Annotated in this window: 11 protein-coding genes; 6 read left to right on the top strand and 5 right to left on the bottom strand. The window is 66.5% G+C overall.

Translation table 11 applies throughout. The features are described from left to right. Positions 1–95: 95 nt before the first annotated feature. From AC6HZP_RS06710 to lsrA, 5 genes are all read right to left on the bottom strand, one after another. Positions 96–1,349: a class II aldolase/adducin family protein gene (locus AC6HZP_RS06710; RefSeq protein WP_497525922.1), complete on the bottom strand. Its 1,254-nt coding sequence runs from the start codon at positions 1,347–1,349 to the stop codon at positions 96–98. A gap of 72 nt (positions 1,350–1,421) precedes the next feature. Continuing rightward, positions 1,422–2,453, bottom strand: coding sequence for an autoinducer 2 ABC transporter substrate-binding protein LsrB (gene lsrB, locus AC6HZP_RS06705; protein WP_497525921.1), 1,032 nt, complete (start codon positions 2,451–2,453; stop codon positions 1,422–1,424). Between the two features lie 13 nt (positions 2,454–2,466). After that, the gene (locus AC6HZP_RS06700; RefSeq protein WP_497525920.1) at positions 2,467–3,468 is read right to left on the bottom strand and encodes an ABC transporter permease subunit; all 1,002 of its coding nucleotides are present in this window, start codon (positions 3,466–3,468) and stop codon (positions 2,467–2,469) included. Then, a complete protein-coding gene (locus AC6HZP_RS06695; protein ID WP_497525919.1) occupies positions 3,465–4,502 on the bottom strand; it encodes an ABC transporter permease subunit in 1,038 nt (345 codons plus the stop codon). Before AC6HZP_RS06695 ends, AC6HZP_RS06700 begins: the two co-directional genes overlap by 4 nt. Next, entirely contained in the window at positions 4,495–5,994 is a 1,500-nt protein-coding gene (lsrA, locus tag AC6HZP_RS06690; RefSeq protein WP_497525918.1) for an autoinducer 2 ABC transporter ATP-binding protein LsrA, read from the bottom strand. The genes AC6HZP_RS06695 and lsrA overlap by 8 nt, the downstream gene beginning before the upstream one ends. 242 nt (positions 5,995–6,236) lie before the next feature. Here lsrA and AC6HZP_RS06685 point away from each other — a divergent pair, with 242 nt between their 5' ends. From AC6HZP_RS06685 to AC6HZP_RS06660, 6 genes are all read left to right on the top strand, one after another. Further along, complete coding sequence (locus AC6HZP_RS06685; protein WP_201402855.1) at positions 6,237–7,184, top strand: sugar-binding transcriptional regulator; 948 nt, start codon at positions 6,237–6,239, stop codon at positions 7,182–7,184. 10 nt (positions 7,185–7,194) lie between these two features. Further along, positions 7,195–8,757 carry an autoinducer-2 kinase gene (gene lsrK, locus AC6HZP_RS06680; RefSeq protein WP_497525917.1) on the top strand — a complete coding sequence of 521 codons (1,563 nt, stop codon included), beginning with the start codon at positions 7,195–7,197 and terminating at the stop codon, positions 8,755–8,757. Positions 8,758–8,813: 56 nt separating this feature from the next. Further along, positions 8,814–9,134, top strand: coding sequence for an antibiotic biosynthesis monooxygenase (locus AC6HZP_RS06675; RefSeq protein ID WP_497525916.1), 321 nt, complete (start codon positions 8,814–8,816; stop codon positions 9,132–9,134). 193 nt (positions 9,135–9,327) lie between these two features. Further along, positions 9,328–9,822, top strand: a complete 495-nt coding sequence (msrB, locus tag AC6HZP_RS06670) for a peptide-methionine (R)-S-oxide reductase MsrB (protein WP_497525915.1) — start codon at positions 9,328–9,330, stop codon at positions 9,820–9,822. Between the two features lie 22 nt (positions 9,823–9,844). Then, a complete protein-coding gene (locus AC6HZP_RS06665; RefSeq protein WP_497525914.1) occupies positions 9,845–11,650 on the top strand; it encodes a cytochrome c biogenesis protein DipZ in 1,806 nt (601 codons plus the stop codon). Between the two features lie 382 nt (positions 11,651–12,032). Next, a complete protein-coding gene (locus tag AC6HZP_RS06660) occupies positions 12,033–13,100 on the top strand; it encodes a TolB family protein (RefSeq protein WP_497525913.1) in 1,068 nt (355 codons plus the stop codon). Positions 13,101–13,106 lie beyond the last annotated feature (6 nt).

Genomic DNA, 13,106 nt, shown 5'->3' with positions numbered 1-13,106 from the left:
GAACGACCCCATGACGACCGGCAGAAACAGGAACGGCTCCCCCTCGGGGGAGCCGTTCTCCGCGCATCAGAGGGACGACCTGCGCCCGAACGGGCTCAGGCGGAGGCCGGCTTCAGCTTGGCCTGCTCGAGCGACCAGTATTCCATGTCGAAGAGGTCCGGCTCCGAGATCGGCGTAAAGCGGCCATAGGCCTCGGCGGCGTTCATGACGCGCGTCGACTGCTCGATCAGGTCGCCGGCGATCTTCGCCGCCTTGGCGTTGGCGCCGAGGCCGAACATGCCCTCACCCCGGATGAGCACGACGCGCGGATAGGCGTCGAGCATCGTCTTCGGCTCGGCCGCCTTGGCCGCGTTGCGCTCGAAATAAGCGGTGTAGCGCTCGATGTAGCCGGCGAGCGCCGCGTCGATGTCTGCCTCCGAGGCATCGGCATCGAGGATCAACGGGAACGGCTTGATGCGGATGACGTGATCGGGCGTGACCGTGCCGCGCAGCGCGATATCCTCGACATCGGGCTTCGCTGCGTGCTTGCGGATCGCCGGCGTCGAGCGGTAGTCGAGCGACAGCCCCTTGGCGAAGGGTGAGCCGGCGCGGGTCAGCGCGGCGGTGAGCCGCTCGACCAGCGCCGGGTCGGCCTCGCGATCGCTCGGCTGCGGGCCTTCCAGCGTCACGCCGGCGCGCGCGAGTTCCAGCTCGGCCAGGGTGGTGAATTCGATCATCAGTTCATAAGCGCCCTCAGCCGTGTCGCCGAAGCTGAACAGGCCATGGTTCTCGAGCCAGAGGCCCTCGCAGCCGGGGTGGTCGCGATAGACCTTGTCGCCCTCGATCGAGAGGTCGAAGCCGGGCATGACATAGGGAACCCAGGCGAGCCGGTCGCCATAGATGCGCTTCACCGTCTCGCGCATGTCCGGCTGGTTGGCGAGCGCCAGCGCCGCGGTCGCGTGCGTATGATCGACGAAGCGGAACGGCAGGAAGGCGTGCAGCAGCGCCTCGACCGAGGGGTTGGGCGAGGCCGGATCGAGCAGCGCGGAACGCAGCAGCGCCACCATCTCGGGATCCGAAAGCTTGCCGCCATCACGCGCGGCGAGGAGCGGTTCCATCCGCACCGCCGGCAGGCCCGGCGCCTCGATCGTGTCGAGATCCCAGCCGCTGCCCTTGATGTGCATGATCTCTTGGCCGTCCTCGCCGGTCACCTTGGCCGAGGTATTGCCGCCGCCATGCAGCACGAGATCCGGATCCTGGCCGATGATGCGCGACGTGTAGATGCGAAGCCCGAGCGCCTCGCTCTGGCCGGCGGCAAGGGCTGCCTCAATGAAACGATTGGCCTCGTCGCCGTTCCAGCGGCTTTGCATGGTCAGGATCCGTCTGTTCTGGAGAAATGGATCGGGCGGCTCCGGGTGGAGCCGCCCGCAGGAAGTGCGTGATCAGAAGTCGAAGTTGTTGATGTTGTCCTTGGTGAACACTGTCCGCTCCGGCAGCAGGATGATGCCGTTGCCGTCGGCTTCGAATTCATAACCCTGGACGCTGTTCGGCGAGACTTCGATGGTGCCGATGCCCGGGATGTCGAGCTTGTCGCCGACCTTCATCTTGCCGTTCTTCAGCACGTGCTCGGCGACATGGACCGAGATCTTGCCCTGCTGGGTGACGTCCCAGAGGCCGAAGCGCTTGATCGTGCCGCGCTCGACATAGGGGCGCATCACGTTCGGCGTCGAGAAGCCGACGATGTTGACGCCGTCGGCGCGCTTCAGGTTCTCGGCGGCCTGGGCGGCGGCCGGCAGGGCGTTGGCATCCGGCGCGATGATGATGTCGAGGTCAGGGTAGGTCTGCAGGATGCTCTCGGCCGTCTGCAGCGACTTCTGCGCGTCATTGTAGCCGTACTGGGTGGTGACGATTTCCCAGCCCGGATGCTCCTTGGCGATCTTCGCCTTGGCGGCTTCCGCCCAGGCGTTCTGGTCGGTAACCGTCGGGCTCGAATAGAAGAACGCCACCTTGGCCTTCTCCTTGGTCACGCCTTCCGCCGCCATGTCGACCAGCAGGCCGCCGAGCTGATCCGGCGTGCCCTGGTTGATGTAGTAGCTGCGGCAATCCGGATTGACGTCGCTGTCCCAGGTCATGACTAGCACGCCGCGATCCATGGCGCGCTTCAGGGCCGGGCAGAGGCCGTCGGGCGACACGGACGACACGACGATCGCGTTGTAGCCCTGGTTGACGTAGTTGTTGATGAACTGCACCTGCGCCGAGACGCTCGGCTCGGTCGGGCCGTCATAGGTCACCTTGGCGCCGACTTCCTCGCCGGCCTTGACCGCGCCGGCGCCGCCGCTGGTGAAGAAGCCGACGCCGACCAGCTTCGGAATGAAGGCGATCTGGGATTCGGCCTGCGCCGCGCCCGAGGCGAACATCGTGCCCGCCAGCAGCGTCGCCGCCATCAGACCGGACTTCAGGAATTTCATCGTCATTGTCGTTTCCTCCTCAAAATGCCGCCGCCCGATCGTTTCGCTTCTGTCGGGTGACAGCGATGAAATCGGCCAGCAATGCGCTCCCGTGGCGCAATGCGACCGCCGCAACCAGCAAACCTCCCGAAAGTGCGCTGGAAATCTGGCTTGGAACCCCGCTCGCCTGCAGGCCCTGCTGCAGGTAGCCGATGACGAACGTCGCGAGCAGCGTGCCGAGGATCGAGCCCTGGCCGCCATAGATCGACGCGCCGCCGAGCACGGCCGCCGTCACCGCCGGCAGCAGCGTCGAGGCGCCGAGATCGACGCGGGCGGAGCCGAAATAGGCCGACATGACGAGGCCGGCGATCGCGGCGCAGACGCCGGTGATGACGTAGGTGATCGTCTGCGTCGTCGCGACCGACAGACCGGAATAGCGCGCCGCTTCCGCCGACTGGCCGATCAGGAACACGGCGCGGCCGAAGCGGGTGAAGTGCAGCAGCACGACGAGGACGGCGGCGAGGCCGAGGAAGACGGCGAGCGGCGCCGGCAGGCCGAGGAACTCGGCATAGCCGAACGAGGTGAAGCTCGGCGGGAAGTTGCCGATGCCTTCATAGCCGCCGGCGCCGACGACGCCGGACAATACAGTGGCCGCGCCCTGGAACAGGTAGAGGCTGCCGAGCGTCACCACGAGCGGCTGGATCTTCGACAGATGGATGACAGTGGCGTTGAGCAGGCCGGCCAGCGCGCCGGCGACGAGCGAAAACCCGATCGCCAGCGGCAGCGGCACGCCGAAGAAGTTGGAGACGCCGAAGACGATGGCGCAGAGGCCGATCGCCGAGGCGAAGGAGACGTCGATGCCGCCGGCGATGATGACCAGCGTCAACGGCAGCGCCACGATGCCGATCTGGACGAAGTCCGACGTGCCGTAGATCAGGTTCCCGACATTCAGGAAGCGCGGGTTGATGAAGCCGAACACGGCGAGCTCGGCGACCAGCATCAGGAAGAGCGCCGCTTCCCAGCGGAAGAATACGTTTTTCATCGGCTTGCCTCCGCCAGCAGGGTCTTTTCGGCAGTCTTGTCGGCCCCGCCTTGCGGCGCTCGGGCATGGACGGCGTAGCGGCGGGCGCGGATGCGCCGGTCGATCAGGAGGCGGATGCGGCCATCGAGCAGCAGCACGATCAAGAGGATCGCGCCGGCGATGAAGTCGTTCCAGAATGCCGGGATCTTCAGGAACACCAGCGCGCTGTCGATCGAGGTCAGGAAGATCGCGGCGGTGAAGACGCCGGCGACCGAGCCGCTGCCGCCGAGCAGGCTGACGCCGCCGAGCACGTTGACGGCGATCGCCTTGAGCTCGACGCCGTTGCCGGCCTGGTTCGGGATGAAACCGATCTGCGCCGCGAAGATCAGGCCGGCGATCGCAGCACAAGCGCCGGAGGCGACGAAGGCGGTGAACTGCACGCGCCGGACCGGCACGCCGAGATGGTGGGCGGCGTCGCGATTGTCGCCGACGGCGTAGAAATAGCGGCCGAACCGGGTTCGGCGCAGGAAGATCCAGGCGAGCACGAACAGCGCCAGCACGGTGACGGTCAGGATCGAGACGCCGAAGCCGATGCTCCCCGCCAGCGCCTTCAGATCCTGCGGCAGACCCTCGATCCAGCGGCCACCGGTCTGGATCAGCATGATACCGCGATACAGCCCGAGCGTGCCGAGCGTCGCGACGATCGAGGGGATGCGGAGATAGGCGACGAGCAGGCCGTTGACGGCGCCGGCGACGACGCCGGTCAGGATGCAGAGTGCGATCGCCAGCGGCAGGCTGACGCCGGCGTTGAGCGACAGGCCGAGCGTCGCGGCGCTCAAGCCGAGGATCGAGCCGCTGGAGACGTCGATGTTGCGCGTCAGGATCACCAGCATGGTGCCGAGCGAGATCAGGAGCAGCACGAGGCTGTTCGACAGGATCACCGAGGCGGTCGCGGCCGACAGATAGCCGGGCGCCGCAAAGCCGAGCGCCAGGCAGGCAACCGCCATGACCAGCACCAGCATGATGACGCGGTTGCGCGCGACGAGATTAAGCATGGGCCTGCTCCCCCGCGCCGAATGCCAGGCGGGCAATCGCGTCGACGCTGATGTTCTCGGTGAGTTCGCCGCCGAGCTGGCCGAAGGCCATGACCGTGACGCGGTCGGCGAGCAGCTCGATCTCGTCGAAATCGGACGAGATCAGGATGACGGCGACGCCGTCAGCCGCGAGCTGGCGGATCAGCGCGTAGATGTCGTTGCGCGCCGCCACGTCGACGCCCCGGGTCGGTTCGTCCAGCACCAGCACCTTGGGCTTCGCCGACAGGCACTTCGACATCAGCACCTTCTGCTGGTTGCCGCCCGAAAGCGCCTTCGCCTGCTGGCCGGGGCCGGTGCACTTGATGCCCATGCTCTGGCGGAAACCGTTGAAGAGGCCGCGCTCGCGGCCCGGCCGCAGGAAGAAAGGCAGGCGGTGGATCAGGTAGGACGAGGTGTTCCAGTAGAGCGGCGCCTCGAGGAACAGGCCGTTCTGCTGGCGGTCCTCCGGCAGGTAGACGAGGCCGGCGTCGATGCAGCGGCGCGGCGAGCGGTTGGCGAGCTCGACGCCGTCGAGCGTGACAGAGCCGGCGCTCTGGCGGCGCAGGCCGAACAGGGTTTCGGAGAATTCCGTGCGGCCGGCGCCGACGACGCCGGCGAGCCCCAGCACCTCACCGGCGCGGATCTGCAGGCTGATGTCGCGAAACCCCTCCCCGCTCAGCTTGCGCACCGAGAGGCGCACGGCGCCGCTGTCGCCGGTCTGCTTGGCAGAAGCCGCGACCGGCGCGGTGCCCGTGGCGACGCGGCTCATCGCATCGATGATCTCCGCGTCGCTATAGGTGTCGAGCGGCCCGCTGAGCACGACGGCGCCATCGCGCAGCACGCTGATCGTGCCGCAGATCTCGCGGATTTCGCGCAGCTTGTGCGAGATGAAGAAGATGCCGACGCCCTGGGCCTGGAGCTTGCGCACGCGCTGGAAGAGCGCATGCACCTCAAAGGGCGTCAGCGCGGAGGTCGGCTCGTCCAGGATCAGGACGCGCGCCTCGCGGATCAGGCCGCGCAGGATCTCGACGATCTGGCGCTCGGCGATCTCCAGCGTCGCCGCCTGCGCGTCGAGGTCGAGCGTGACGCCGAGGTCCGCGACAAGCTGCTCGACCCGCTTGCGCAAGGCACGTGGCGAAGGGCGCAGGCCGAGGCAGATGTTCTCCAGCACCGACTGGTTGCCGAGGATGTGCGCTTCCTGCGGCACCAGATAAAGGCCGAGCTGCTGCGCCAGCGCCGGCGACGCATGGGTCAGCGTCTCGCCGTTGATCTCGATCGAGCCGGCATTCGCCGGCACCAGGCCGGACATGATCTTCATCAGCGTGGATTTGCCGGCGCCGTTGCCGCCCAGAAGCGCATGCACCTCGCCCTGCCGCAACGCCAGCGAAACCCCCTTCAGGACCGGAACGGGACCGTAGGATTTCCATATGCCGGTGAGCTGAGCAGCCCTCCCGGCCGCCATATCCGCAGTCATTCCGCACCTGTTCAGATGTCTCTTGTTCCTTTCAAGTGATCATAAGAATCGGAGGGCGTCAATATGGTCAAACTCGGAGTCACCGTGGTGCACCTGGCATATTGCGCTGCAATATCGCGGTTTTGCTGGATTTATGGCAGTTTCAGACGAGCTGACGAGCCGGCGACAGTCACTCTGTTGACGTATCAAATGTTTTTGCGTTATCGATATGATCATAGGTCGCGAGAAGGGAAGCTCGGCGTATGGCCATCGAAAGCAACGAGTGGAGCTATGGCGATGCCGACGAGGAGATCCTCACGCGCATCGCCTGGTACTATTACAATGACGGCCTGACTCAGAACGAGATCGGCGAAAAGCTGAGCATGTCGCGCATCAAGGTGTCGCGCCTGCTCGAGAGCGGCCGCCGTTCCGGCATCATCCAGGTCCGGATCAACTCGCGCTACCAGGGCTGCCTGTCGCTCGAGCGCGAGATCAAGAGCCGCTACGGCCTGCTCGAGGCCTATGTCGTGCCGGAACTGCCGGAGCAGAGCGCCAGCGACCGGCTCGGCCAGGCGGCGGCGCAGTTCCTCATGCAGCGCCTGCAGCCCGACGATCTTCTCGCCGTCGGCTGGGGCGCCACCGTCAGTAACGCCATCCAGCGCCTCGGCCATCTCGCCAACGAGCGCAATATCGGCCTGGTCAGCCTGACCGGCGGCGTCGGCACCTATGTCGACGGCATGCGCACGGCGAACTGGGGCAGCAGCGTCCACCTCGTGCCGGCCCCGCTGGTCGTGCGCGATCCGGACGTCGCGAAAAACCTCTCGTCCGAGCCCGCCGTCGCCAACCTGCTCGACATGGCGCTGAACGCTTCCTACCAGCTGGTCGGCATCGGCGAGCTCTCGGGCACGTCGACCGTGGTGCGCTCCGGCTATGTGAGACCGGACGAGATCGAGCCGCTGCGCCGCAAGGGCGCCGCCGGCGACATCCTTTGCCAGTTCTTCAACGACAAGGGCGAAGTGCTCGATCTGCAGCTGCACGACCGCGTCATCGGCGTGAAGCTCGCGGCGCTTTCGCGCGCCGAGAAGGTCGTCGCGGCGGCCGGCGGCCTGGAAAAGGTGCCGGCCATCCATGCCGCGCTCAAGGGGAAGTTCGTCGGCATCCTGATCACGGATGAAACGACGGCGCTGGGTCTGATGGACCTCAAGGACTAGGGAGAGAGTTATGGCGGGGACGTATCTTCTGGCGGTCGATGCCGGAACCGGGAGCGGCCGTGCGGTCGTCTTCGATGCGGCGGGCAACCAGATCGCGGCGGCCCAGCACGAGTGGTGGCACAAGCCCGATCCGCGCTTCGAGGGCTCGATGGATTTCGACATCGAGGGCAACTGGGCGCATCTCGCCCGCGCCATCCGCCAGGCGATCGCCAGCGCCGGCATTTCGGCCGGCGACATCGCCGCCGTCAGCGCCACCAGCATGCGCGAGGCGCTGGTCGTCTATGACGCCGAGGGCCGCGAGATCTGGGCCTGCGCCAATGTCGACAGCCGCTCGAACAGCGAAGTGCGCGAGCTGAAGCTCGCCTTTCCCGAGCTCGAGGCCCGCCTCTACCAGCACACCGGCCAGACCTTCGCGCTCGGCGCGCTGCCGCGCCTGCTCTGGCTGAAGCGCAACCTGCCTGAAATCTATGACCGCATGCATCGGATCAGTATGTTGTCGGACTGGGTGCTGGCGCGGCTCTCGGGCGTTCTCGTCAGCGAGCCCTCCAATGCCGGCACGACGGGCCTGTTCGATCTTCGCGAGCGCAAATGGCTGCCGGAGGCGATGCGCTGGGCCGACATGCGCGACGACATCTTCCCGGAGACGGTGGAGCCCGGCGCGGTGATCGGCCATGTGACCGCGGCGGCCGCCGAGGCAACCGGCCTCCGGGCCGGCACCCGCGTCGTCGCCGGCGGTGGCGACTGCCAGATCGGCTCGGCCGGCCTCGGCGTCGTCAACAAGGGCGACTGCGCCGTGCTCGGCGGCACGTTCTGGCAGCAGATCGTCAATGTCGACCAGACGCTGACCGATCCGTCGATGAATCTGCGCATCAACCCGCATGTGGTCGCCGGCCTCAACCAGGCGGAGGCGATCAGCTTCTTCGTCGGCGTCGTCATGCGCTGGTTCCGCGACAGCTTTGGCGCGGCGGAGGTGGCGGCGGCCGGCGCCGACGGCGATGCCTATGCGCGGCTCGAGGCGCAGTCGGCGCATATCCCGCCCGGCGCCTATGGCATCATTCCGGTGTTCTCCGACGTGATGCGCTACGGCAAGTGGTATCACGCGGCGCCGTCGCTCCTGAACCTCTCGATCGATCCGGAAAAATCCGGCAAGGCGGCGATCTTCCGGGCGCTGCAGGAGAACGCGGCCATCGTCGCCGCGCGCAATCTCGCCGCGATCTTCGCGCTTTCCGGCGTGACGCCGAAGCGGATCGTCTTCGCGGCGGGTGCGGCCAAATCCGCGCACTGGGCCCAGATCCTGTCGAGCGCCACGGGGCTTCCCGTGGTGACTCCGGTGGTGAAGGAAGCAACCGCACTCGGCTGCGCCGCGGCGGCTGCGATCGGCGCCGGTCTGCAACGCGACTTCGTCTCTACTGCCGAAAACTGGGTGCGCTGGGACCGGCACTTCGAGCCGGAGCCCGCTCACAAGGCGATCTACGACGAGGCCGGCGAGCGCTGGGCGCGCGCCTATGCGCTGCAGCGGCAGCTCGTCGACGAGGGTGTCACCACGTCAATGTGGAAGGCGCCCGGCCTCTGAATTTCACAAAGCGTCGCGCCCTCGCGCGATCTCGATCCATTTGCAAAGGAGTTGTTATGTTCATCCAGATGGTGACCATTTCGGTCAAGCCGGGCCATGCCCACACGTTTCTCGAAGCCTTTCGCATCAACTATGAAGGCACGCGCCGCGAGCCCGGCAATCTGCGCTTCGACGTCCTGCGCGACCCCGACGACGACCACAAGTTCCTGATCTACGAGGTCTTCACGTCCGCCGCCGCGCTCGAGGAACACCGCAACACGCCGCATTACCGCAAGTGCGTCAGCATGCTCGAACCGATCCAGATCGGCCCGCGCTCCAAGACCTTCTACCACGCCGAAATGGCCGACTTCCTGACGGACGCCGTCGCCGGAGATTGATCGGCGGCGACGCCATCCTCGAGCGCACGCGATCGCGTGCGCCTCCCTTCCCCGAGGCTCCGCCGGCGCCACCTACGCCGCCGGCGATCGATCAATTCGATGTGAGTCTCGCCCCTTCCGAAACAAAATGACGGCCGCGTCCGTACAAGCTCTGAGGTGAGGGATAGGCCCCCGCCTTGCAGAGTTTCGAGACATGCTGACACGTCGACATATGCTTCAGGCGGGCGCGGCCGGACTTGCCGCCTCGTTCATTCCCGGGCTCGCCGCGTCGGGCCTCGCCCACGCTGCGACGATGGCTGACTTCGAGGTGACGCACAGCGAGGCGGAATGGCGCAAATTGTTGACGCCGGACCAGTTCGCTGTGCTGCGCCAGGAAGGCACCGAGCGGCCCTTTACCAGCGCGCTGCTGCATGAGGAGCGCAAGGGCCGGTTCGATTGTGCCGGCTGCCAGCTGCCGCTGTTCTCGTCGGAAACCAAATTCGACAGCGGCACCGGCTGGCCGAGCTTCTGGCAACCGCTGCCGCGCGCCGTCAACGAGACCACCGACAAATCCTACGGCGTGACCCGAACCGCCGTCAGCTGCCGCCGCTGCGGCGGCCATCTTGGTCATGTCTTCAAGGACGGGCCGGCGCCGACCGGGCTGCGCTACTGCATGAATGGCGTCGCCCTGACCTTCACCGCCGCCTGACCGCCAGCCCAGGATCGTTCTGATGCTTCTGTTCATCCTCGCCTATCTCGGTGGCGCGTTCACCATCCTCAGCCCCTGCATCCTGCCTGTGCTGCCCTTCGTCTTCGCCCGCGCCGACCAGCCCTTTATCCGCAGCGGCCTGCCGCTCCTGGCCGGCATGGCACTGACCTTCGCGGCGGTGGCGACGCTGGCCGCCGTCGGCGGCAGCTGGGCGGTGCAGGCCAACGAATATGGCCGGATCGCCGCCATCGTTCTGCTGGCGCTCTTCGGCGTCACGCTGCTGTTCCCCTCGCTGGCCGACCGGCTGACCCGGCCGCTGGTGGCGTTCGGGGCGCGGCTGTCGCAGGCCGCCGACGCCGGATCACGGACCGGATCGTCGGTGGCGCCTTCCTTCCTGCTCGGCGTCGCCACCGGCCTGCTCTGGGCGCCCTGCGCCGGACCGATCCTCGGCCTTCTCCTCACCGGGGCGGCGCTCAACGGCGCCAATGCCCAGACCTCGTTGCTGCTGTTCGCCTATGCCGCCGGCGCGGCGACGTCTCTGGCTCTCGCATTGCTGATCGGCGGACGCTTCTTTGCGCTGATGAAGCGCTCGCTCGGCGCCGGCGAATGGATCCGGCGTGGCCTCGGCGTCGCCGTTCTGGTCGGCGTCGGCGCGATCGCGCTCGGCCTCGATACCGGGCTCCTGACCCAGGTCTCGCTCGCCAGCACGTCGAGGATCGAACAGGCGCTGATCGACAAGGTGCGGCCGATGCCGCAGGACGACGCCAAGCCCGCCGGCGACAGCAATCCCTCTAGCGTCGTGATGATCGGCGAGCCGGCGATGATGATGTCGGCCAATGCCGAGGCGTCGGGCCCGAGCCTGCCGATCGAGGGAGAGTTCCCCTCGCTCGACGGCGCCGTCACCTGGCTGAACTCGCCGCCGCTGACCGCGGAAGGGTTGCGCGGCAAGGTCGTGCTGGTCGATTTCTGGACCTATTCCTGCATCAACTGCCTGCGCTCGATCCCCTATGTCCGCGCCTGGGCCGAGAAATACCGGGATCAGGGGCTGGTCGTCATCGGCGTGCACGCGCCGGAATTCGCCTTCGAAAAGAACCTGGACAATGTGCGCAAGGCGACCCGCGACCTGCAGGTGACCTATCCGGTCGCCGTCGACAACGACTATGCGATCTGGCGGGCGTTCCAGAACCAGTACTGGCCGGCGCACTACTTCATCGACGCCAAGGGCCGGATTCGCCACCACCATTTCGGCGAGGGCGAATATGACGAGTCGGAGCGGGTGATCCAGCAATTGCTGGCCGAAGCCGGCCACGCCGACGTCGCCAAAACCCTGGTCGACGTCAAGGCGAGCGGAGCGGAAGCGGCGGCCGACATGAACAATGTCGCATCGCCCGAGACCTATGTCGGCTTCGAGCGGGCCGCCAACTTCGCGTCCGACGGCGGCATCCTGCCGGACGAGGTGCGCGCCTATGCGATCGGCCGGCCGTTGCGGCTGAACGATTGGGGCCTGGTCGGCACCTGGTCGGTCGGCGGCGAGCGCGCCACGCTCAACCAGGCCGGCGGCGGCATAAAATACCGCTTCCACGCCCGCGACCTGCATCTGGTCCTCGGCCCCTCGGCCGATGGCAAGCCGGTGCGCTACCGCGTCCGGATCGACGGCAAGGCGCCCGGCGCGGACCATGGCGTCGACGTCGATAACGAGGGCAACGGCACCGTGACCGGCCAGCGGCTCTACCAGCTGGTGCGGCAGGCCGGGCCCGTCATGGACCGCGATTTCGAGATCGAGTTCCTCGATCCCGGCGTCCAGGCCTTCGCCTTCACCTTCGGATAGGACATTGGCTGCGGCGCGAGGCTTTCCGTCTCGCGCCGCCGTCACGCATACCGTTCGAGAGCCGCCTCGGCCGCCCTGATCACGGCCCCGCCGGGACCGACGCGCCGCCCCCTCCCCTTGAATCACCACCCGCAAGCCCGTCGCCCCCCAGGCGCGCGGACGTCTTCGCGCGCCTGCTTCGCTGCGGAACTCGGCTTCCCAATAGTCACGTAATAACCGAATGCCCACTCCAAGGCGGAACGTTTCAAATTACGCAGATGAAATGAAATTTGTGACCTTCTTCATCCTCATCCGAAACCCTAAAATCAAATAACAAGGATTGCCAATTCAAGTTTAAATTTCATGGATACGTTCTCGTATCCCCGCCGTAAAAGAGGAAAATATGGCTAATCTGTCTCGAAGGAAGTTCTTTGGCTCCGTCGCTGCGACGGCTGTGACGGCGGCGACCTTGTCGGGCGGCGCGGCCACGCAGGTCCGGGCCGAAACGTCGAAGGCAACGGCCGGATCGTCGAAGGCAACGCTTGTGCCGCGCAAATTTCCGTTCCTCCCCAACGACGAGTTCGGCAATTACGAACCAACGATTTCTGCGGACGGAAACACGATCTACTTCGCCCGCTGGGCGAGCCCGGGCGACAAGCGCGTGACGGGACCGTCGGATATCTTCGTCACCCACCGCACCAACACGTCGCGGGAATGGCCGGGCAATGGCGAGGATTGGTCCGCGCCGGAGCGCCTGCCCGATGAGGTCAACAGCGCCTCCACCGACCTGGAGCCGTGGATCTCGGAAGACGGCAACACGCTCTATTTCATGAGCTCCCGCCCGGAAGGCGGCGGCAAGTCCTCTATCTGGGAAACGCACAAGCAGGCGGACGGCGGCTGGACGAAGGCGCAGCTGGTCGCCGGCGGCAACATCAACACCGAGCACGGCAATCACTGCTTCATGCCGTTCGATCTCCCCGGTCAGGTGGCGCAGAAGTCGTTCATTTCCGGCCGCCCGCGTGAAGACGGCGGCCCGTCGGGCGCGGACATCTATACGACGCAGTTCGTCGACGGCGCCTGGCAGCCGGCCAAGCGCTACGAGAGCCGCCTCTTGGATTCGATCGCGCTCAAGTGCCGCCTGAATGTCGTCACCGAGAACGACTTCACGCTCGGCGTCGTCTCGGTCCACGATTTCGGCAAGTTCCACACGCTGCTGTTCGTGCATTACGATCCCACCACGCAGGAGTGGAAGGGACCGGTCGTCGAGGCCCCGTTCAACGACTGGAACATCGACGGCGCCTGCCCGAACTTCCAGCACACCGGCGAGCGGATGATCTGGTCGGCCGGCTATGATCGCGGACCGGACCTCATCTCCGGCCGGAGCGACGGAGCCGCGGGCGTCTACGACCTGTTCTGGCTCCCGACCAGCGAGATCATCGCCTTCTACAAGGCAAACGCCGGTCTCGCCTGAGGATTG

The organism is Kaistia sp. SLG-1, assembly GCF_059699055.1.
This window is presented reverse-complemented; position numbering and strand designations above follow the sequence as displayed.